The sequence below is a fragment of the Pseudomonas sp. YL2 genome (genome assembly GCF_023063025.1).
GTDB lineage: Bacteria > Pseudomonadota > Gammaproteobacteria > Pseudomonadales > Pseudomonadaceae > Aquipseudomonas > Aquipseudomonas putida_A.
In genome coordinates this window covers 109,799-130,038 of the sequence record NZ_JAJSLU010000010.1, presented here as the reverse complement: position 1 = coordinate 130,038, position 20,240 = coordinate 109,799, and the positions used below count along the sequence as shown (strand labels likewise).

Sequence of the window (20,240 nt, the reverse complement as noted above, 5' to 3'; positions counted from 1 at the left end):
AGGAATTTTCCACCGCAGAACAACTTTTCATAAAGACGCGACGAGGTTTATCTCCATGGCACTGACACGCGAACAGCAAATTGCAGCCCTCGAAAAAGACTGGGCTGAAAACCCGCGCTGGAAAGGCGTGACTCGCACTTATTCCGCTGCTGACGTCGTCCGTCTGCGTGGCTCGGTTCAACCTGAGCACACCTTTGCGAAAATGGGTGCCGAGAAGCTGTGGAACCTGGTGACCCAGGGTGCCAAGCCGTCCTTCCGCCCAGAGAAAGATTTCGTCAACTGCATGGGCGCCCTGACCGGCGGCCAGGCTGTTCAGCAGGTCAAGGCCGGTATCCAGGCGATCTACCTGTCGGGCTGGCAGGTGGCTGCGGACAACAACTCCGCAGAATCCATGTACCCGGACCAGTCGCTGTACCCGGTGGACTCGGTGCCAACCGTGGTCAAGCGCATCAACAACTCGTTCCGTCGTGCTGACCAGATCCAGTGGAAGGCCGGCAAGAACCCGGGCGACGAAGGCTACATCGACTACTTCGCGCCAATCGTGGCTGACGCTGAAGCCGGTTTCGGCGGCGTACTGAACGCCTACGAGCTGATGAAGAGCATGATCGAAGCTGGCGCCGCCGGCGTGCACTTCGAAGACCAACTGGCTTCCGTGAAAAAATGCGGCCACATGGGCGGCAAGGTCCTGGTTCCAACTCAGGAAGCGGTACAGAAGCTGACCGCTGCTCGTCTGGCGGCTGACGTTGCCGGCACGCCGACCATCATCCTGGCGCGTACCGACGCCAACGCGGCTGACCTGCTGACTTCGGACTGCGATCCGTACGACCAGCCGTTCGTGACTGGCGAGCGTACTCAGGAAGGTTTCTACAAGGTTCGTGCCGGCCTGGATCAAGCCATCGCCCGTGGCCTGGCCTACGCACCGTACGCCGACCTGATCTGGTGCGAAACCGCCAAACCGGATCTGGAAGAAGCCCGTCGCTTCGCTGAAGCGATCAAGAAGGAATACCCGGATCAACTGCTGTCGTACAACTGCTCGCCTTCCTTCAACTGGAAGAAAAACCTGGACGACGCGACCATCGCCAAGTTCCAGCGCGAACTGTCCGCCATGGGCTACAAGCACCAGTTCATCACCCTGGCCGGCATTCACAACATGTGGCACAGCATGTTCAACCTGGCGCACGACTACGCCCGCAACGACATGACTGCCTACGTGAAGCTGCAGGAGCAGGAATTCGCTGACGCCGCCAAGGGTTACACCTTCGTGGCTCACCAGCAGGAAGTGGGCACCGGCTACTTCGACGACATGACCACCGTGATTCAGGGTGGCTCGTCCTCGGTGACCGCGCTGACCGGTTCGACCGAAGAAGAACAGTTCCACTGATTCGGCTTCGCTGAGCAAACGGCCTTTGCGGATCGTATAGAAAGCTAACCGCAAAGCCGCAAAACTGACGCCCCGACTGGTTCGGGGCGTTTTTTTTTGCGCGTTGATTCCCCAAACACCACAGCCCCCCCTTGTGGGAGCGGGCTTGCTCGCGAAAGCGTAGTGTCAGCCTGCACATGCGCGACTGACCCACCGCATTCGCGAGCAAGCCCGCTCCCAAAGGTTCAGCGCCGGCCGTGCGACAAAACATTGATCCAGACCAGTACTCAGGTCAGAAAAATCAGCTAAAACGGGCGCCACCGCTACTTGCAGTAACGGGCATATAAGACAACTTTCTGTTTACTGCACCGCTAAACAGTTACAAAACCACTCCAAACGATATCAATTATCATTTAGCTGCAACTATGTTCGTTACATTCCCTACAAAACATTATTTGCATAAACCCGGCTAATGCCCGCAACGCATGGGCTGCAGGGCATTGGAGGTACGCTATGTCCTTATTCCAATAAATAATTTCGCTATAGGAATTTTACTTGCCGGGTGTTTAGCCATAAAATCAGCGCGATTGATTGCTGCGACATATCGTCACTGCCTATTTCTTTATCAAGCTCAGAGACCTTTGCTCTCTGTTAAGGATTACCAGCATGCCCGAAGCGACAGGACTCATGGCCCACAACTGGGGCTTTGCCATTTTCCTTCTGGGTGTCGTCGGCCTGTGTGCCTTCATGCTTGGCGTCTCCAGCCTCCTCGGGTCAAAAGCCTGGGGCCGCAGCAAAAACGAACCGTTCGAGTCCGGCATGCTACCTACAGGTGGCGCCCGTTTGCGGCTCTCAGCCAAATTCTATCTGGTCGCGATGCTGTTCGTGATCTTCGATATCGAAGCCCTCTTTCTCTTTGCATGGTCTGTGTCCGTCCGCGAAAGCGGCTGGACCGGATTCGTCGAAGCTCTCGTTTTCATAGCAATTCTGTTGGCAGGTCTTGTCTACCTGTTCCGAGTGGGCGCCCTTGACTGGGCTCCGGAAGCTCGTCGCAAGCGGCAGGCGAAGCTGAAACAATGAGGCTTTGGCAATGCAATACAATCTCACCAGAATCGACCCCGATGCTCCTAACGAGCAGTATCCGATCGGCGAACGGGAAACCGTTTCCGATCCGTTAGAGGATCAAGTTCACAAAAACATTTTCATGGGCAAGCTCGAAGACGTGCTGAGTGGCGCGGTCAACTGGGGGCGTAAAAACTCCCTGTGGCCGTACAACTTCGGCCTTTCGTGCTGCTACGTGGAAATGACCACCGCCTTCACGGCGCCCCACGACATCGCGCGCTTTGGCGCCGAAGTTATCCGGGCATCACCGCGTCAGGCCGACTTCATGGTTATCGCCGGTACCTGCTTCATCAAGATGGCGCCGATCATTCAGCGTCTCTACGAGCAGATGCTCGAGCCTAAGTGGGTTATCTCCATGGGTTCGTGCGCCAACTCCGGTGGCATGTACGACATCTACTCCGTGGTTCAAGGGGTGGACAAGTTCCTGCCCGTGGACGTCTACGTACCTGGCTGCCCGCCTCGTCCAGAAGCATTCCTGCAAGGCTTGATGCTGTTGCAGGAATCGATTGGACAGGAGCGTCGTCCGCTTTCCTGGGTCGTTGGCGACCAAGGCGTTTATCGCGCCGACATGCCTTCGCAAAAGGAACAGCGCCGCGAACAGCGAATCGCAGTCACCAATCTGCGCAGCCCTGACGAAGTCTGATCCAGTCTGTTTCAAAGAAACGAGAAGCTGGCTTCATTCTTTACGTTGACCGAAAGCGAAAAAATAACCATGACTACAGGCAGCGCTCTGTACATCCCGCCTTATAAGGCAGACGACCAGGATGTGGTCGTCGAATTGAACAACCGTTTTGGCGCCGAAGCGTTCACCGCTCAGTCGACCCGCACCGGCATGCCGGTGCTGTGGGTGGCGCGCGCCAGACTCGTCGAAGTCCTGACCTTCCTGCGCAACCTGCCCAAGCCGTACGTCATGCTCTATGACCTGCACGGCGTGGACGAGCGCCTGCGCACCAAGCGTCAAGGGCTGCCATCGGGCGCCGACTTCACCGTGTTCTATCACCTCATGTCGCTTGAGCGTAATAGTGACGTGATGATCAAAGTCGCCTTGTCCGAAAGCGACCTGAGCTTGCCGACCGTCACCAGCATCTGGCCAAACGCCAACTGGTACGAGCGTGAAGTCTGGGACATGTACGGCATCGACTTCAAAGGCCACCCGCACCTGTCGCGCATCATGATGCCGCCGACCTGGGAAGGTCACCCGCTGCGCAAGGATTTCCCGGCGCGCGCCACCGAATTCGATCCGTTCAGCCTCAACCTCGCCAAGCAACAGCTTGAGGAAGAAGCCGCGCGCTTCCGTCCTGAAGACTGGGGCATGAAGCGTTCCGGGGCTAACGAGGACTACATGTTCCTCAACCTGGGCCCGAACCACCCTTCGGCGCACGGTGCGTTCCGCATCATTCTGCAACTCGATGGCGAAGAGATCGTCGACTGCGTACCAGACATCGGTTACCACCACCGTGGTGCCGAGAAGATGGCCGAGCGTCAGTCCTGGCACAGCTTCATCCCGTACACCGACCGTATCGACTACCTCGGCGGCGTGATGAACAACCTGCCGTACGTGCTCTCGGTCGAAAAGCTGGCCGGCATCAAGGTGCCGGAGAAGGTCGACGTCATCCGCATCATGATGGCCGAGTTCTTCCGGATCACCAGCCACCTGCTGTTCCTGGGTACCTACATCCAGGACGTCGGCGCCATGACCCCGGTGTTCTTCACCTTCACCGACCGCCAGAAGGCGTACACAGTGATCGAAGCCATCACCGGTTTCCGTCTGCACCCGGCCTGGTACCGCATCGGTGGCGTCGCCCACGACCTGCCGCGCGGCTGGGACAAACTGGTGAAAGACTTCGTTGAATGGCTGCCAAAACGCCTCGACGAGTACACCAAGGCGGCCCTGCAGAACAGCATCCTCAAAGGTCGGACCATCGGCGTCGCCCAGTACAACACCAAAGAGGCCCTGGAATGGGGCGTCACCGGTGCCGGCCTGCGTTCGACCGGTTGCGACTTCGACCTGCGTAAAGCGCGTCCATACTCCGGCTACGAGAACTTCGAATTCGAAGTACCGCTGGCCACCAACGGCGATGCCTACGATCGCTGCATGGTCCGCGTCGAGGAGATGCGCCAGAGCATCAAGATCATCGACCAGTGCATGCGCAACATGCCGGAAGGCCCGTACAAGGCGGATCACCCGCTGACCACGCCGCCGCCGAAAGAGCGCACGCTGCAGCACATCGAAACCCTGATTACGCACTTCCTGCAGGTTTCGTGGGGCCCGGTCATGCCGGCCAACGAATCCTTCCAGATGATCGAAGCGACCAAGGGCATCAACAGTTATTACCTGACGAGCGACGGCGGCACCATGAGCTACCGTACCCGGATCCGTACTCCGAGCTTCCCGCACCTGCAACAGATCCCTTCGGTGATCAAAGGCAGCATGGTCGCGGACTTGATTGCGTACCTGGGTAGTATCGACTTCGTTATGGCCGACGTGGACCGCTAAGCATGAACAGCACGCTTATCCAGACAGACCGTTTCACCTTGAGTGAAACCGAGCGCTCGGCCATCGAGCACGAGCTGCATCACTACGAAGACCCGCGCGCGGCGTCGATCGAAGCCCTGAAGATCGTTCAGAAGGAACGCGGCTGGGTGCCGGATGGCGCCCTGTACGCAATCGGCGAGATCCTCGGCATCCCGGCCAGCGACGTTGAAGGCGTGGCGACGTTCTACAGCCAGATCTTCCGTCAGCCGGTCGGCCGTCACATCATTCGCGTCTGCGACAGCATGGTCTGCTACATCGGTGGCCACGAGTCGGTGGTCAGCGAAATCCAGAACAATCTGGGCATCGGCCTGGGTCAGACCACCGCCGACGGTCGTTTCACCCTGCTGCCTGTCTGCTGCCTCGGCAACTGCGACAAGGCACCGGCGCTGATGATCGACGACGACACCTTTGGCGACGTGCAGCCTGCCGGCGTGGCCAAACTGCTCGAGGGCTACGTATGACCCTGACATCTTTCGGTCCTGCCAACCGCATCAAGCGTTCGGCCGAGACTCACCCGCTGACCTGGCGTCTGCGTGACGACGGCGAAGCCGTGTGGCTCGACGAATACCAGGCCAAGAACGGTTACGCCGCTGCGCGCAAGGCCTTCGCCGACATGGCTCAGGACGACATCGTCCAGACCGTGAAAGACGCCGGCCTCAAAGGCCGCGGCGGTGCAGGCTTCCCCACTGGCGTGAAGTGGGGCCTGATGCCCAAGGACGAATCCATCAACATCCGCTACCTGCTGTGCAACGCGGACGAGATGGAGCCGAACACCTGGAAAGACCGCATGCTGATGGAGCAACTGCCCCATCTGCTGATCGAAGGCATGCTGATCAGTGCCCGCGCACTGAAAACCTACCGTGGCTACATCTTCCTGCGTGGCGAGTACACCACCGCCGCCAAGCACTTGAATCGTGCCGTGGAAGAAGCCAAGGCTGCAGGCCTGCTGGGTAAAAACATTCTGGGCAGCGGTTTCGATTTCGAACTGTTCGTCCACACCGGCGCCGGGCGTTACATCTGCGGTGAAGAAACCGCACTGATCAACTCCCTCGAAGGCCGCCGCGCCAACCCGCGCTCCAAGCCGCCCTTCCCTGCCGCCGTCGGCGTGTGGGGCAAGCCGACCTGCGTGAACAACGTCGAAACCCTGTGCAACGTGCCGGCGATCATTGCCGACGGCGTTGACTGGTACAAATCGTTGGCCCGCGAAGGCAGCGAAGACATGGGCACCAAGCTCATGGGCTTCTCCGGCAAGGTCAAGAATCCGGGCCTGTGGGAACTGCCATTCGGCGTCACCGGTCGCGAGCTGTTCGAAGACTACGCCGGCGGCATGCGCGACGGTTACAAGCTCAAGGCCTGGCAGCCAGGTGGCGCCGGTACCGGTTTCCTGTTGCCGGAACACCTCGACGCACAGATGTACGCCGGCGGCATCGCCAAAGTGGGCACCCGGATGGGTACCGGCCTGGCGATGGCGGTGGACGACAGCGTCAACATGGTTTCCCTGCTGCGCAACATGGAGCAGTTCTTCGCTCGCGAATCCTGCGGTTTCTGCACCCCGTGCCGTGATGGCCTGCCATGGAGCGTCAAGCTCTTGATGGCTATCGAAGAAGGCCGCGGTCAGCCAGGCGACATCGAGACCCTGCTGGGTCTGGTCGGCTTCCTCGGCCCAGGCAAGACCTTCTGTGCTCACGCACCGGGTGCCGTGGAGCCGCTGGGCAGTGCCATCAAATACTTCCGTCCAGAGTTCGAAGCCGGTATCGCGCCTGCAAGCGCCGCCGTCCCGCCTCTGGCAAGGCCGATCGTAATCGGCGCGTAAACGCTTAAAAAGGCGAAGGGTCCGTGCCCTTCGCCTTTCGTCCGATGACGCCTTTCGGGGCTGACTGGATTCGGACGGATAACAAGATTCCATTAGCCACGCCCGCTGACACCGGGCCAACGAAGACCTTTGAACCATGGCCACTATCCACGTAGACGGCAAAGCGCTCGAAGTCGACGGGGCAGACAACCTGTTACAGGCATGTCTGTCGCTGGGCCTCGACATCCCTTATTTCTGCTGGCACCCCGCGCTTGGTAGCGTCGGGGCCTGCCGCCAGTGCGCGGTCAAGCAGTACACCGACGAGAACGACACCCGTGGTCGCATCGTCATGTCCTGCATGACCCCTGCCACCGACAACACCTGGATCTCCATCGACGATGAAGAATCCAAGGCGTTCCGCGCCAGTGTTGTCGAATGGCTGATGACCAACCACCCGCACGACTGCCCTGTGTGCGAAGAAGGTGGTCACTGCCACCTGCAAGACATGACGGTGATGACCGGCCACAACGAGCGCCGTTATCGCTTCACCAAACGCACCCACCAGAACCAGCAACTGGGCCCGTTCATTTCCCACGAAATGAACCGCTGCATCGCTTGCTACCGCTGCGTGCGTTTCTACAAGGACTACGCCGGCGGCACCGACCTCGGTGTGTTCGGCGCCCACGACAACGTGTACTTCGGTCGCGTTGAAGACGGCACCCTCGAAAGCGAGTTCTCCGGCAACCTCACCGAGGTCTGCCCGACCGGTGTGTTCACCGACAAGACTCACTCCGAGCGCTACAACCGCAAGTGGGACATGCAGTTCTCGCCGAGCATCTGCCATGGCTGCTCCAGCGGTTGCAACATCTCCCCGGGCGAGCGTTACGGCGAACTGCGTCGCATCGAAAACCGTTTCAACGGTTCGGTGAACCAGTACTTCCTGTGCGACCGTGGCCGTTTCGGTTATGGCTACGTCAACCGCACCGACCGTCCACGTCAGCCAATGCTGGCCGACGGCACCAAGCTGGGCCTGGATCAGGCGCTGGACAAGGCGGCCGATCTGCTGCGCGGGCGCAATATCGTCGGTATCGGTTCGCCGCGTGCCAGCCTCGAAAGCAACTACGCGTTGCGTGAACTGGTCGGCGCCGAGCACTTCTACTCCGGTATCGAGGCCTCCGAACTGGAGCGCATCCGTCTGGTTCTGCAAGTGCTCAAAGACAGCCCGTTGCCCGTGCCGAACATGCGCGACATCGAAGACCACGACGCCGTGTTCGTCCTCGGTGAAGACCTGACCCAGACTGCTGCGCGTATGGCGCTGTCCCTGCGTCAGTCGGTCAAGGGCAAAGCTGAAGACATGGCCGAGGCCATGCGCGTTCAGCCGTGGCTCGACGCCGCGGTGAAGAACATCGGTCAGCACGAACTGAACCCGCTGTTCATCGCCAGCCTGGCGGAAACCAAGCTCGACGACATCGCGGAAGAGTGCGTTCACGCCGCTCCGGACGATCTGGCGCGCATCGGCTTCGCTGTGGCCCACGCACTGGATGCCAGCGCACCGGCCGTTGAAGGTCTGGATGCTGAAGCACTGGAACTGGCCAAGCGCATTGCCGACGCCCTGCTCGCAGCCAAACGTCCGCTGATCATCGCCGGTACTTCGCTGGGTTCCAAAGCCTTGATCGAAGCGGCGGCGAACATCGCCAAAGCCCTGAAGCTGCGCGAGAAGAACGGTTCGATCAGCCTGATCGTGCCGGAAGCCAACAGCCTCGGTCTGGCCATGCTCGGTGGCGAATCGGTCGACGCGGCGCTGCAAGCCGTGATCGATGGCAAGGCCGACGCCATCGTCGTGCTGGAAAACGATCTGTACACCCGCACTTCGAAAGCCAAGGTCGATGCCGCACTGAACGCTGCGAAAGTAGTGATCGTTGCCGACCACCAGAAGACCGCCACCACCGAGCGCGCGCAACTGGTTCTGCCAGCGGCGAGCTTCGCTGAAGGCGACGGTACGCTGGTCAGCCAGGAAGGTCGCGCCCAGCGCTTCTTCCAGGTTTTCGATCCGCAATATATGGACGCGAGCATTCTGGTTCACGAAGGCTGGCGCTGGCTGCACGCCCTGCGCTCGACCCTGCTGAACCAACCGATCGACTGGACGCAACTCGACCACGTCACCGCTGCCGTGGCATCGAGCACCGAGCAATTGGCGCGTATCGTCGATGCCGCGCCGTCTGCCGCGTTCCGCATCAAGGGTCTGAAACTGGCGCGTGAGCCACTGCGTTATTCCGGTCGCACCGCGATGCGCGCCGACATCAGCGTTCACGAACCGCGCACCCCGCAAGACAAAGACACCGCGTTCGCCTTCTCCATGGAAGGTTACTCGGGCTCGGCCGAACCGCGTCAGCAGGTGCCATTCGCCTGGTCGCCGGGCTGGAACTCGCCGCAAGCCTGGAACAAGTTCCAGGATGAAGTCGGTGGTCACCTGCGTGCTGGCGACCCGGGCACCCGCCTGATCGAAAGCACCGGTGATTCGCTGAACTGGTTCGCCGCCGCTCCGCGCGCATTCAACCCGGCGCCGGGCACCTGGCAGGCCGTGCCGTTCTACCACCTGTTCGGCAGCGACGAAAACTCGTCGAAAGCCGCACCGGTACAGGAACGCATCCCGGCTCCGTACGTGGCGCTGGCCAAATCCGAAGCGGATCGCCTGGGCGTAAACGATGGTGCTCTGCTGAGCCTGAACGTGGCCGGCCAGACCCTGCGTCTGCCGCTGCGCATCAATGAAGAACTGGGCGCTGGTCTGGTGGCCTTGCCTGCGGGCATCGCCGGCATTCCACCGGCATTCGCCGGCCTGTCCGTCGACGGTCTGCAGGAGGCAGCGCAATGACCTGGTTCACCCCTGAAGTGATCGATGTGATCCTGACGGTCATCAAAGCCATCGTGATTCTGCTGGCCGTTGTGGTCGCGGGCGCGTTGCTCAGCTTTGTCGAACGTCGCCTGCTGGGCTGGTGGCAGGACCGTTACGGTCCGAACCGCGTTGGCCCGTTCGGCATGTTCCAGATCGCCGCCGACATGCTGAAGATGTTCTTCAAGGAAGACTGGACCCCGCCGTTTGCCGACAAGGTGATCTTCACCCTGGCACCGGTGGTCGCCATGTCCGCCCTGCTGATCGCGTTCGCGATCATCCCGATCACCCCGACCTGGGGCGTGGCGGATCTGAACATCGGCCTGCTGTTCTTCTTCGCCATGGCCGGTCTGTCGGTCTACGCGGTGCTGTTCGCCGGCTGGTCGAGCAACAACAAGTTCGCCCTGCTCGGCAGCTTGCGTGCTTCGGCGCAGACCGTGTCCTACGAAGTGTTCATGGGCCTGGCCCTGATGGGCATCGTGGTGCAGGTCGGCTCGTTCAACATGCGCGACATCGTCGAGTACCAGGCGCAGAACCTGTGGTTCATCATTCCGCAGTTCTTCGGCTTCTGTACCTTCTTCATCGCTGGCGTCGCCGTGACTCACCGTCACCCGTTCGACCAGCCGGAAGCGGAACAGGAACTGGCAGACGGTTACCACATTGAATACGCCGGTATGAAATGGGGCATGTTCTTCGTCGGTGAATACATCGGCATCATCCTGATCTCGGCGCTGCTGGTCACCCTGTTCTTCGGTGGCTGGCACGGTCCGTTCGGCATCCTGCCGCAACTGTCCTTCGTCTGGTTCGCACTGAAGACCGCGTTCTTCATCATGCTGTTCATCCTGCTGCGCGCTTCCATCCCGCGTCCGCGTTATGACCAGGTGATGGATTTCAGCTGGAAATTCTGCCTGCCACTGACCCTGATCAATTTGCTGATAACCGCTGCGGTTGTGTTGTGGAACACACCTGCGGTTGCGGTTCAGTGAGGATTTGACCCATGTTCAAATATATTGGCGACATCGTTAAGGGTACCGGTACCCAGTTGCGCAGCCTGGTCATGGTCTTCGGCCATGGCTTCCGCAAGCGCGACACCCTGCAATACCCGGAAGAGCCGGTCTACCTGCCGCCACGCTACCGTGGTCGCATCGTCCTGACCCGTGACCCCGATGGCGAAGAGCGTTGCGTAGCCTGCAACCTGTGCGCCGTGGCGTGCCCGGTAGGTTGCATCTCGCTGCAGAAAGCTGAAACCGAAGACGGTCGCTGGTACCCGGACTTCTTCCGTATCAACTTCTCGCGCTGCATTTTCTGCGGTCTCTGCGAGGAAGCCTGTCCGACCACCGCAATCCAGCTGACTCCGGATTTCGAGATGGCCGAGTTCAAACGTCAGGACCTGGTGTACGAGAAAGAAGATCTTTTGATCTCCGGCCCCGGCAAAAACCCTGATTACAACTTCTATCGTGTTGCAGGTATGGCAATCGCTGGCAAGCCGAAAGGCTCTGCGCAGAACGAAGCCGAACCGATCAACGTGAAGAGCTTGCTGCCTTAAGGAAGAACGATGGAATTCGCTTTCTATTTCGCATCGGGTATTGCGGTTGTGTCCACGCTACGTGTGGTCACCAACACCAACCCTGTGCACGCCCTGCTCTACCTGATCATCTCGTTGATCGCCGTGGCCATGACCTTCTTCGCCCTCGGCGCGCCGTTCGCCGGCGTGCTGGAAGTGATCGCCTACGCTGGCGCCATCATGGTGCTGTTCGTGTTCGTGGTGATGATGCTGAACCTGGGCCCGGCCTCGGTTCAGCAGGAACGCACCTGGCTCAAGCCCGGTATCTGGGCAGGCCCGGTGATTCTCGCCGCCCTGCTGCTGGCCGAACTGCTGTATGTGCTGTTCGCTCACCAGAGCGGTCAGGCCATCGGCCACACCACCGTCGATGCAAAAGCCGTGGGCGTCAGCCTGTTCGGCCCGTATCTGCTTGTGGTCGAACTCGCCTCGATGCTGCTGCTCGCCGCAGCCGTCACGGCGTTCCATTTGGGCCGTAACGAGGCGAAGGAGTAAGACATGCCTGCTATCCCTCTCGAACATGGATTGGCCGTTGCCGGGATCCTGTTCTGCCTTGGTCTGGTCGGCCTGATGGTCCGCCGCAACATTTTGTTCGTGTTGATGAGTCTGGAAGTGATGATGAACGCCTCTGCACTGGCCTTCATCGTTGCAGGCGCCCGTTGGGGCCAACCGGATGGACAGATCATGTTCATCCTGGTGATCAGCCTGGCAGCCGCCGAGGCCAGTATTGGCCTGGCGATCCTGCTGCAACTGTATCGCCGCTTCCACACGCTCGATATCGACGCTGCCAGTGAGATGCGCGGATGAACCTAATCTTTCTGACTTTTGTATTCCCTCTGATCGGTTTCCTGCTGCTGTCGTTCTCCCGTGGACGCTGGTCGGAAAACCTCTCGGCGCTGATCGGCGTGGGTTCCATCGGCCTGTCGGCGATTGTCGCCGCCTACGTCATCTGGCAATTCAACGTCGCGCCGCCCGAAGGCGGTCACTACACCCTGGTGCTGTGGAAGTGGATGGCGGTCGAAGGCTTCAAGCCTGACTTCGCCCTCTACATCGATGGCCTGTCGATCACCATGCTCGGCGTGGTGGTGGGCGTAGGCTTCTTGATCCACCTGTTCGCGTCCTGGTACATGCGCGGTGAAGCGGGTTACTCGCGCTTCTTCTCGTACACCAACCTGTTTATCGCCAGCATGCTGTTCCTGGTACTCGGCGATAACCTGTTGTTCCTGTACTTCGGCTGGGAAGGCGTGGGCCTGTGCTCGTACCTGTTGATCGGTTTCTACTACAGCAACCGCAACAACGGTAACGCCGCACTCAAGGCCTTCATCGTGACCCGGATCGGCGACGTGTTCATGGCCATCGGCCTGTTCATCCTGTTCCAGCAAGTGGGCACGCTGAACATCCAGGAACTGCTGGTGCTGGCACCGCAGAAATTCCAGGTCGGCGACTTCTGGATCACCCTGGCGACCCTGATGCTGCTGGGTGGTGCAGTCGGTAAATCGGCACAACTGCCGCTACAAACCTGGCTCGCGGACGCGATGGCCGGTCCGACCCCGGTGTCGGCACTGATCCACGCCGCCACCATGGTGACCGCCGGTGTCTACCTGATTGCCCGTACCCACGGCCTGTTCACCCTGGCGCCGGAAATCCTGCACCTGGTCGGCATCGTTGGTGGTGTGACTCTGGTACTGGCCGGTTTCGCCGCACTGGTACAGACCGACATCAAACGTATCCTCGCCTACTCGACCATGAGCCAGATCGGCTACATGTTCCTGGCGCTGGGCGTTGGTGCCTGGGATGGCGCGATTTTCCACCTGATGACCCACGCCTTCTTCAAGGCCCTGCTGTTCCTTGCTTCCGGCGCGGTGATCGTTGCCTGCCACCACGAGCAAAACATCTTCAAGATGGGCGGTCTGTGGAAAAAACTGCCACTGGCCTACGCCAGCTTCATCGTCGGTGGTGCTGCACTGGCCGCCCTGCCACTGGTCACCGCCGGTTTCTACTCCAAGGACGAAATCCTTTGGGAAGCGTTCGCCAGCGGCAACCACGGTCTGCTCTACGCAGGTCTGGTCGGCGCGTTCATGACTTCGCTGTACACCTTCCGCCTGATCTTCATCACGTTCCACGGTGAAGCCAAGACTGAAGCCCACGCAGGTCACGGCATCTCGCACTGGCTGCCACTGTCGGTGCTGATCGTGCTGTCGACTTTCGTCGGCGCGATGATCGTTCCACCGCTGCACGGCGTACTGCCTGAGAGCGTTGGCCATGCCGGTGGTGAAGCCAAGCACAGTCTGGAAATCGCCTCGGGCGCCATCGCCCTGGCCGGTATCCTGCTGGCGGCCCTGCTGTTCCTCGGCAAGCGTCGCTTCGTGACGGCAATCGCCAACAGCGGCATCGGCCGTTTCCTTTCGGCCTGGTGGTTCGCTGCCTGGGGCTTCGACTGGATCTACGACAAACTGTTCGTCAAGCCGTACCTTGCGATCAGCCATGTACTGCGCAGAGACCCGCTCGACCAGACCATCGGTCTGATCCCGCGTATGGCCAAGGGTGGTCACACCGCCCTGAGCCGCACCGAGACCGGTCAACTGCGTTGGTATGCCGCCTCGATGGCTGCTGGTGCCGTGCTGGTAATCGGCGCCATCGTGCTGGTAGCGGTCTGATATGAACCTTGCGAATTTGCGAAAGGAAACGAGCCCGTCATGATTCTGCCTTGGCTAATCCTGATCCCCTTCATCGGCGGCCTGCTGTGCTGGATGGGTGAGCGCTTCGGCGCTACCCTCCCCCGCTGGATTGCGCTGTTGACCATGACCCTGGAACTCGCCCTCGGCCTCTGGCTGTGGGCCCACGGTGACTATTCATTTGCTCCGGCGCCTGGCGCCGATCCGACCTGGGCGCTTGAGTTCAAGCACGTCTGGATCCAGCGCTTCGGCATCAACGTGCACCTGGCCCTCGACGGCCTGTCGCTGTTGATGATCCTGCTGACCGGTCTGCTGGGTATCCTCTCGGTACTCTGCTCGTGGAAAGAGATCCAGCGTCACGTTGGCTTCTTCCACCTGAACCTGATGTGGATCCTGGGCGGCGTTGTCGGCGTGTTCCTCGCCCTCGACCTGTTCATGTTCTTCTTCTTCTGGGAAATGATGCTGGTGCCGATGTACTTCCTCATCGCGCTCTGGGGTCACAGTTCTTCGGACGGCAAGAAAACCCGGATCTACGCGGCGACCAAGTTCTTCATCTTCACTCAGGCTTCCGGCCTGATCATGCTGGTGGCGATCCTCGGTCTGGTGCTGGTCAACTTCAACAACACCGGCGTGATCACCTTCAACTACGCCGACCTGTTGAAGACCAAGATGTCGATGACCACCGAGTACATCCTGATGCTCGGCTTCTTCATCGCCTTCGCGGTCAAGCTGCCAGTCGTACCGTTCCACTCGTGGTTGCCTGACGCGCACGCCCAGGCGCCGACTGCCGGTTCCGTCGACCTCGCCGGTATCCTGCTGAAAACCGCGGCCTACGGTCTGCTGCGTTTCGCCCTGCCGCTGTTCCCGAACGCCTCGGCCGAATTCGCGCCGATCGCCATGACCCTCGGTCTGATCGGGATCTTCTACGGTGCGTTCCTCGCGTTCGCGCAAACCGACATCAAGCGTCTGATCGCCTTCTCGTCCGTTTCCCACATGGGCTTCGTGTTGATCGGCATCTACTCCGGCAGCCAACTGGCGCTGCAAGGTGCAGTGATCCAGATGCTGGCGCACGGTCTGTCGGCCGCGGCACTGTTTATCCTCAGCGGTCAGCTGTACGAGCGTCTGCACACCCGTGACATGCGTGAGATGGGCGGTCTGTGGTCGCGTATCGCTTACCTGCCGGCGATCAGCCTGTTCTTTGCAGCCGCGTCGCTGGGCTTGCCGGGTACCGGTAACTTCGTCGGCGAGTTCCTGATCCTGATCGGTACGTTCGCCAGTGCGCCATGGATCACCGCGATTGCCACCTCCGGTCTGGTGTTCGGTTCGGTCTACTCGCTGATCATGATCCACCGTGCCTACTTCGGTCCGTCGAAATCGGATTCGATCCTGCACGGCATGGACGGTCGCGAACTGACCATGGTGCTGGGCCTTGCGGCGCTGCTGATTTACCTCGGCGTCTACCCGCAACCGTTCCTCGACACTTCCGCCGCCACGATGCATGGCGTGCAGCAGTGGCTCGGCACCGCCTTCACTCAACTCGCTTCGGCCCGGTAAGAGCGCTATGGAATTCACGATTCAACACTTTATTGCGCTAGCGCCACTGTTGATCACCAGCCTCACCATTATCGTGGTGATGCTGGCAATCGCCTGGCGCCGCAACCACTCGCAGACCTTCCTGATCTCGGTCGCCGGTCTGAACCTGGCCCTGCTGTCGATCCTGCCAGCCCTGAAAGTCGCGCCTCTGGCCGTGACCCCGTTGCTGCAGATCGACACCTTCGCCTGCCTGTACATGGCGCTGATCCTGGTCGCCACCCTCGCCTGTGTGACCCTCGCCCACGCCTACCTCGGCGATGGCGGTTCGGGTTACCCGGGCAATCGTGAAGAACTGTATCTGCTGATCCTGATGGCCGCCGCCGGTGGTCTGGTTCTGGTCAGCGCGCAGCACCTGGCCGGTTTGTTCATCGGTCTGGAACTGCTGTCGGTGCCGGTCTACGGTCTGGTGGCTTACGCCTTCTTCAACAAGCGTTCGCTGGAAGCCGGCATCAAGTATATGGTGCTGTCGGCCGCGGGTTCCGCGTTCCTGCTGTTCGGTATGGCCCTGCTCTACGCTGACGCCGGCACCCTGAGCTTCGTCGGTATCGGTCAGGCGCTGGCCACCACCAACCTGCCGAGCTCGCTGGCTCAGTTGGGTCTGGGCATGATGCTGATCGGTCTGGCGTTCAAGCTGTCGCTGGTACCGTTCCACCTGTGGACGCCGGACGTCTACGAAGGTGCTCCGGCACCGGTGGCTGCCTTCCTTGCGACCGCTTCCAAGGTTGCGGTGTTCGCGGTGATGGTGCGTCTGTTCCAGATCTCCCCTGCCGCGAGCAGTGGCGTGCTGAGCGACGTGCTGAGCGTGATCGCCGTCGCCTCGATCCTGTTCGGTAACTTGCTGGCCCTGACCCAGAGCAACCTCAAGCGTCTGCTCGGTTACTCGTCCATCGCGCACTTCGGCTACCTGCTGATCGCTTTGGTGGCGAGCAAGGGTCTGGCGGTGGAAGCCATCGGCGTGTACCTGGTCACCTACGTGATCACCAGCCTCGGCGCATTCGGCGTGATCACCCTGATGTCCTCGCCGTACAACGGCCGTGACGCCGACGCGCTGTACGAGTACCGCGGCCTGTTCTGGCGCCGTCCGTACCTGACCGCCGTGCTGACCGTGATGATGCTGTCCCTGGCCGGTATTCCGCTGACCGCTGGCTTCATCGGCAAGTTCTACATCATCGCCACCGGTGTCGAGTCGCACCAATGGTGGCTGGTAGGTTCGCTGGTACTGGGCAGCGCCATCGGCGTCTTCTACTACCTGCGCGTGATGGTCACCCTGTACCTGATCGAACCGAACCTGCGCCGCCACGACGCTCAGCTGCACTGGGAACAGAAGGCAGGCGGTGTAATGCTGCTGGCCATCGCCCTGGTCGCTTTCTTCCTGGGTGTGTACCCGCAGCCATTGCTGACTCTGGTTCAGCAGGCGGGTCTGGCGGGCTGATATTCGGCTGGCTGGAAACGGAAACGGCACCTTCGGGTGCCGTTTTTGTTTTAAGGATTCTATGTAGCAACAAATAACCTGTGGCGAGGGAGCTTGCTCCCTCGCCACAATGGCATCACAGTTTCTTCACCATCGGTACACACGCCAGTTGCAGACCCGAAGGTGATTGATAAACCGCGCTCTCCTCCCCGACGTAACCGCAGCGCCGGTAAAAATCGGCAGCGTTCAACGTTGCGTCCAGACACACCTCGGTCAGCCCGAGATCCCGCGCCAAATCTTCGAGAAAGTACAGAACACGCTTGCCCAGCCCACGCTGCATGAAATCCGGGCGAATGAAGATCGCGCCGATTTCACGGTAATCCAGATCGAGCATGCCGGTCGCTACGGCTTCACCCTCGATGCAGCCCAGATAGAAATGTCTCTCCATCAGCGTGTCGTAGCCGTCTTCGGCCGCTCCTTTGGTCCAATCGAGCATTTGCTGCTGGCTGTAGGCACCGATGCATTGGTGCCGGATGGCCAGTCGCCGAATGTCGAATGCGATCTGCGCATCGTCCGGGGTCGCTCTTCTGATGTCGAACATTTCTCTCTCCATGAGGTATGTGCGGACGGGGCATGAAAAAGCCCCGTCCATTGCTGGCGGGGCTTTGGGTAACACGTCAAATGACAAACACGTATGACCTCATGGCCCGCCGGAAGCGGTCATGGAGAAGCACATCATGTTCATTCGAAGTTGGACAGTCATGGGGCGATAGTGCTGCGGATTGTTCCGACACGTCAATTGCTAAGCCTCCTCTCTACTCAATCGAACGTTCTCACCACACTCGTCGATTCGTCCTACAGGTGTTTTTACGACTGGCGTCTACCGTTGAAAAAGGGACGAAAAGCAAGGCCAGGAAGCCTTGACCGATTCGATTATCGAGACAACACTATACGTAGGTAACGTACAGAACATGGATGCTCTATTTATCGAATTACCTGTATTTCAGAAGCACCGAGACGACTATCTGGATGACGATCTGTTTCGCAGCTTTCAATTGGAGTTGCTGAAAAATCCGGAAGCGGGCGATCTCATCGAGGACACAGGCGGGCTTCGTAAAATTCGCTTTAGCGACCAACGAAGAGGGAAAGGCAAGCGCAGCGGATTACGAGTGATTTATTACTGGTGGTCAGGCTTCGATCAGTTCTGGCTCTTTACCGTCTACAACAAAAACGAGCAGGACGATTTGACGCCTGCCCAGAAAAAACTTTTCAGAAAAACACTGGATAGAGAACTCAACGCGAGAAGCCACTATGAAACGTGACATTTTTTCCGAACTGATGGATGGACTGGAAGCACTGGCCGATGAACGCCAAGGCAAAATCACCTTGCGTACCCACAAGGTTCAGCTGCCAAAACTGATGCCGATCACTGCTGAGGAAGTGGTAGCCATCCGTCAGCAACTTAATCTCTCTCGGTCAGTATTCGCGATGTATCTACGCACCAACACGCGAACGCTCGAAAACTGGGAGCAAGGACGAGCAACGCCCAATGCTCAGGCCACAACCCTGATCCGTCTGGTCGAGCGTTTTCCACAGACAATCGAACAACTCGCAGCCCTGACCTGATAGAGGGTTTTCATTCCAGCCACATGACGAAATTGTAATTCCCCCATCACCTTGGCGTTATCCGCAGCTTGCAACGATGTGACCCGGCGACCAATGCCGGCGGGCCTTTGCCCGTCGAACAATAAAACCACGCCGACGCACGTTCCCGTTCTGCCGAACCCAAGGAGTGTTTGATGGTTAACAATACAAAAATGTCGATGGCCGCTTTAGCGGTGGTGGTCGGCACCGGGCCGTCCATGGTGTTTGCAGAAGACAAGCCTGAGGGCTTTGTCGAGGGCAGCAGCCTGACGGTGCTCAATCGCAACTTCTACTTCAATCGTGATCATCGCAACGGCCAGTCCAGCCCCACCGGCAACGGTTACTCCGAAGCCTGGGCGCATGCCGTGATCAGCAAGTTCGAATCCGGCTTCACTCAAGGCACCGTTGGGGTCGGGGTGGATGCGTTTGCCATGATCGGTTTGAAACTCGACACCGGTGATGGCCGCAACGGCGGGCGCAGTTCGTTCGATGTGTTGCCGGTCAACCGTGACGGCCAGGCGCGGGATGAGTACACCAAGGTCGGTGGCGCTGCCAAAGTGCGGGCCTTCGATACCGTGGTCAAGGTCGGTGATGTGTTCCCGGCCAACCCGGTGGTAGCCGCAGGTGATTCGCGCCTGCTGCCGGAAAGCTTTCGCGGTGTGACGGCGACCAACACCAGTATCGACGGTCTGTCGATTCAGGGCGGTCGTTTGCATGCGATGAGCCAACCGGTGTCCAGCGACATGCGCGAAAATTTCGCCACGTTCTACGCCGGCCCGGTCAATTCGCCGTGGATCGCTTATGGCGGAGGCGACTACGTGCTGAACAAGAACCTCAGTTTCAGCCTGTACTCCAGTCGCCTCAAGGATGCCTGGAATCAGTATTACGCCGGCACCGCTTGGACCTATCCGCTGTCGGATGACCTGTCGCTGTTCGGCGGCCTGAACTATTACAAGGCAGTCGACGAAGGCAAACAACTGCTTGGCCAGTTCGACAACAACATCTGGAGCGGCCGCGTCGGCGTGAAACTCGGCGCGCACTCCGTCGCCCTCTCCCACCAGCGCAACAACGGCAACGACGACTTCGATTACCTGCGCCAGTCCGACTCGATCTTCCTCGACAACTCGATCCAGTACAGCGACTTCAACTCGCCGAAAGAACGTTCGTGGATGGTGCGTTATGACCTCGACATGAGCACTTACGGCGTACCCGGTCTGTCGTTCATGACCCGTTACGCACGTGGCACCGACGCCGACTATTCCAACGCCAACGCCGTGTACATGCGCCGCGATGCCGAGGGCAATCCGCTGACCGATCAGAAACGTTGGGAGCGTGATATCGAAGTCAAATACGTGGTGCAAAGCGGCTCGATGAAAGACCTGTCACTGCGCTTGCGCCAAGCCACTACCCGCGCCACGGCGTTCGAGTCGGATCTGGATGAAGTGCGGGTGATCGTCGAGTATCCGCTGGCGATTCTCTGAGTTTCCCCGAGCAATACCATTCACCTTTAGAAGCTCCTTGCTCCTTTGGTCAGAGGTGAATTTTTTGGCGCCCTTCGGGGCGCCTTTTTTATGCCTTTCCGAAATCACGCCGCAGAAAACTGTGGGAGCGGGCTTGCTCGCGAAGGGGCCGTGTCAGTCAACATCATTGCTGAAT

The 20,240-nt window shown here is 59.7% G+C and carries 18 protein-coding genes; 17 read left to right on the top strand and 1 reads right to left on the bottom strand.

Going from position 1 to position 20,240, the window contains the following annotated elements; translation table 11 throughout:
* Positions 1 to 55: 55 nt before the first annotated feature.
* The 14 genes from aceA (at position 56) to nuoN (ending at position 16,961) form a co-directional block, all read left to right on the top strand.
* The gene (aceA, locus tag LVD08_RS15920) at positions 56 to 1,381 is read left to right on the top strand and encodes an isocitrate lyase (protein WP_003223815.1); all 1,326 of its coding nucleotides are present in this window, start codon (positions 56 to 58) and stop codon (positions 1,379 to 1,381) included.
* Positions 1,382 to 2,026: 645 nt separating this feature from the next.
* Entirely contained in the window at positions 2,027 to 2,440 is a 414-nt protein-coding gene (locus LVD08_RS15915) for an NADH-quinone oxidoreductase subunit A (protein ID WP_003223812.1), read from the top strand.
* 10 nt (positions 2,441 to 2,450) lie between these two features.
* A complete protein-coding gene (locus tag LVD08_RS15910; RefSeq protein ID WP_003223809.1) occupies positions 2,451 to 3,125 on the top strand; it encodes a NuoB/complex I 20 kDa subunit family protein in 675 nt (224 codons plus the stop codon).
* 69 nt (positions 3,126 to 3,194) lie between these two features.
* Complete coding sequence (nuoC, locus tag LVD08_RS15905; protein WP_247268612.1) at positions 3,195 to 4,979, top strand: NADH-quinone oxidoreductase subunit C/D; 1,785 nt, start codon at positions 3,195 to 3,197, stop codon at positions 4,977 to 4,979.
* A 2-nt stretch (positions 4,980 to 4,981) separates the two neighbouring features.
* Positions 4,982 to 5,479 carry an NADH-quinone oxidoreductase subunit NuoE gene (nuoE, locus tag LVD08_RS15900; protein ID WP_003223804.1) on the top strand — a complete coding sequence of 166 codons (498 nt, stop codon included), beginning with the start codon at positions 4,982 to 4,984 and terminating at the stop codon, positions 5,477 to 5,479.
* Positions 5,476 to 6,831 carry an NADH-quinone oxidoreductase subunit NuoF gene (gene nuoF, locus LVD08_RS15895; RefSeq protein WP_041073222.1) on the top strand — a complete coding sequence of 452 codons (1,356 nt, stop codon included), beginning with the start codon at positions 5,476 to 5,478 and terminating at the stop codon, positions 6,829 to 6,831. The genes nuoE and nuoF overlap by 4 nt, the downstream gene beginning before the upstream one ends.
* A 136-nt stretch (positions 6,832 to 6,967) precedes the next feature.
* Positions 6,968 to 9,682, top strand: a complete 2,715-nt coding sequence (nuoG, locus tag LVD08_RS15890) for an NADH-quinone oxidoreductase subunit NuoG (RefSeq protein ID WP_247268611.1) — start codon at positions 6,968 to 6,970, stop codon at positions 9,680 to 9,682.
* On the top strand, positions 9,679 to 10,686 hold the full coding sequence (nuoH, locus tag LVD08_RS15885) for an NADH-quinone oxidoreductase subunit NuoH (protein WP_007964859.1): 1,008 nt from the start codon (positions 9,679 to 9,681) through the stop codon (positions 10,684 to 10,686). Before nuoG ends, nuoH begins: the two co-directional genes overlap by 4 nt.
* A gap of 11 nt (positions 10,687 to 10,697) precedes the next feature.
* Positions 10,698 to 11,246: an NADH-quinone oxidoreductase subunit NuoI gene (gene nuoI / locus LVD08_RS15880; protein ID WP_003223795.1), complete on the top strand. Its 549-nt coding sequence runs from the start codon at positions 10,698 to 10,700 to the stop codon at positions 11,244 to 11,246.
* Positions 11,247 to 11,255: 9 nt separating this feature from the next.
* Positions 11,256 to 11,756 (top strand): NADH-quinone oxidoreductase subunit J, encoded by a 501-nt coding sequence (gene nuoJ / locus LVD08_RS15875; RefSeq protein ID WP_003223793.1) that lies wholly within the window; start codon positions 11,256 to 11,258, stop codon positions 11,754 to 11,756.
* Between the two features lie 3 nt (positions 11,757 to 11,759).
* Positions 11,760 to 12,068: an NADH-quinone oxidoreductase subunit NuoK gene (gene nuoK / locus LVD08_RS15870; RefSeq protein WP_003223790.1), complete on the top strand. Its 309-nt coding sequence runs from the start codon at positions 11,760 to 11,762 to the stop codon at positions 12,066 to 12,068.
* Entirely contained in the window at positions 12,065 to 13,918 is a 1,854-nt protein-coding gene (nuoL, locus tag LVD08_RS15865) for an NADH-quinone oxidoreductase subunit L (RefSeq protein WP_007964862.1), read from the top strand. The genes nuoK and nuoL overlap by 4 nt, the downstream gene beginning before the upstream one ends.
* A 39-nt stretch (positions 13,919 to 13,957) precedes the next feature.
* Complete coding sequence (nuoM, locus tag LVD08_RS15860; protein WP_027614661.1) at positions 13,958 to 15,490, top strand: NADH-quinone oxidoreductase subunit M; 1,533 nt, start codon at positions 13,958 to 13,960, stop codon at positions 15,488 to 15,490.
* 7 nt (positions 15,491 to 15,497) lie between these two features.
* A complete protein-coding gene (gene nuoN, locus LVD08_RS15855) occupies positions 15,498 to 16,961 on the top strand; it encodes an NADH-quinone oxidoreductase subunit NuoN (protein WP_115990181.1) in 1,464 nt (487 codons plus the stop codon).
* Positions 16,962 to 17,076: 115 nt separating this feature from the next.
* Here nuoN and LVD08_RS15850 read toward each other — a convergent pair whose 3' ends face one another.
* Entirely contained in the window at positions 17,077 to 17,541 is a 465-nt protein-coding gene (locus tag LVD08_RS15850; protein ID WP_097088124.1) for a GNAT family N-acetyltransferase, read from the bottom strand.
* A gap of 370 nt (positions 17,542 to 17,911) precedes the next feature.
* Between LVD08_RS15850 and LVD08_RS15845 the strand changes: the two genes are divergently transcribed.
* The 3 genes from LVD08_RS15845 to LVD08_RS15835 all read left to right on the top strand — a co-directional run bounded on the left by LVD08_RS15845 (position 17,912) and on the right by LVD08_RS15835 (position 20,065).
* Positions 17,912 to 18,262: a toxin gene (locus LVD08_RS15845; RefSeq protein WP_007964869.1), complete on the top strand. Its 351-nt coding sequence runs from the start codon at positions 17,912 to 17,914 to the stop codon at positions 18,260 to 18,262.
* Complete coding sequence (locus LVD08_RS15840) at positions 18,252 to 18,566, top strand: helix-turn-helix domain-containing protein (RefSeq protein WP_007964870.1); 315 nt, start codon at positions 18,252 to 18,254, stop codon at positions 18,564 to 18,566. The genes LVD08_RS15845 and LVD08_RS15840 overlap by 11 nt, the downstream gene beginning before the upstream one ends.
* A gap of 173 nt (positions 18,567 to 18,739) precedes the next feature.
* Positions 18,740 to 20,065, top strand: a complete 1,326-nt coding sequence (locus LVD08_RS15835; RefSeq protein ID WP_247268610.1) for an OprD family porin — start codon at positions 18,740 to 18,742, stop codon at positions 20,063 to 20,065.
* Positions 20,066 to 20,240: the final 175 nt, after the last annotated feature.

Excerpts from the sequence above, each read along its gene's own strand:
- aceA (WP_003223815.1), top strand. The coding sequence starts at position 56 with ATGGCACTGACACGCGAACAGCAAATTGCAGCCCTCGAAAAAGACTGG.
- LVD08_RS15915 (WP_003223812.1), top strand. The coding sequence starts at position 2,027 with ATGCCCGAAGCGACAGGACTCATGGCCCACAACTGGGGCTTTGCCATT.
- LVD08_RS15910 (WP_003223809.1), top strand. The coding sequence starts at position 2,451 with ATGCAATACAATCTCACCAGAATCGACCCCGATGCTCCTAACGAGCAG.
- nuoC (WP_247268612.1), top strand. The coding sequence starts at position 3,195 with ATGACTACAGGCAGCGCTCTGTACATCCCGCCTTATAAGGCAGACGAC.
- nuoE (WP_003223804.1), top strand. The coding sequence starts at position 4,982 with ATGAACAGCACGCTTATCCAGACAGACCGTTTCACCTTGAGTGAAACC.
- nuoF (WP_041073222.1), top strand. The coding sequence starts at position 5,476 with ATGACCCTGACATCTTTCGGTCCTGCCAACCGCATCAAGCGTTCGGCC.
- nuoG (WP_247268611.1), top strand. The coding sequence starts at position 6,968 with ATGGCCACTATCCACGTAGACGGCAAAGCGCTCGAAGTCGACGGGGCA.
- nuoH (WP_007964859.1), top strand. The coding sequence starts at position 9,679 with ATGACCTGGTTCACCCCTGAAGTGATCGATGTGATCCTGACGGTCATC.
- nuoI (WP_003223795.1), top strand. The coding sequence starts at position 10,698 with ATGTTCAAATATATTGGCGACATCGTTAAGGGTACCGGTACCCAGTTG.
- nuoJ (WP_003223793.1), top strand. The coding sequence starts at position 11,256 with ATGGAATTCGCTTTCTATTTCGCATCGGGTATTGCGGTTGTGTCCACG.
- nuoK (WP_003223790.1), top strand. The coding sequence starts at position 11,760 with ATGCCTGCTATCCCTCTCGAACATGGATTGGCCGTTGCCGGGATCCTG.
- nuoL (WP_007964862.1), top strand. The coding sequence starts at position 12,065 with ATGAACCTAATCTTTCTGACTTTTGTATTCCCTCTGATCGGTTTCCTG.
- nuoM (WP_027614661.1), top strand. The coding sequence starts at position 13,958 with ATGATTCTGCCTTGGCTAATCCTGATCCCCTTCATCGGCGGCCTGCTG.
- nuoN (WP_115990181.1), top strand. The coding sequence starts at position 15,498 with ATGGAATTCACGATTCAACACTTTATTGCGCTAGCGCCACTGTTGATC.
- LVD08_RS15850 (WP_097088124.1), bottom strand. The coding sequence starts at position 17,541 with ATGTTCGACATCAGAAGAGCGACCCCGGACGATGCGCAGATCGCATTC.
- LVD08_RS15845 (WP_007964869.1), top strand. The coding sequence starts at position 17,912 with ATGGATGCTCTATTTATCGAATTACCTGTATTTCAGAAGCACCGAGAC.
- LVD08_RS15840 (WP_007964870.1), top strand. The coding sequence starts at position 18,252 with ATGAAACGTGACATTTTTTCCGAACTGATGGATGGACTGGAAGCACTG.
- LVD08_RS15835 (WP_247268610.1), top strand. The coding sequence starts at position 18,740 with ATGGTTAACAATACAAAAATGTCGATGGCCGCTTTAGCGGTGGTGGTC.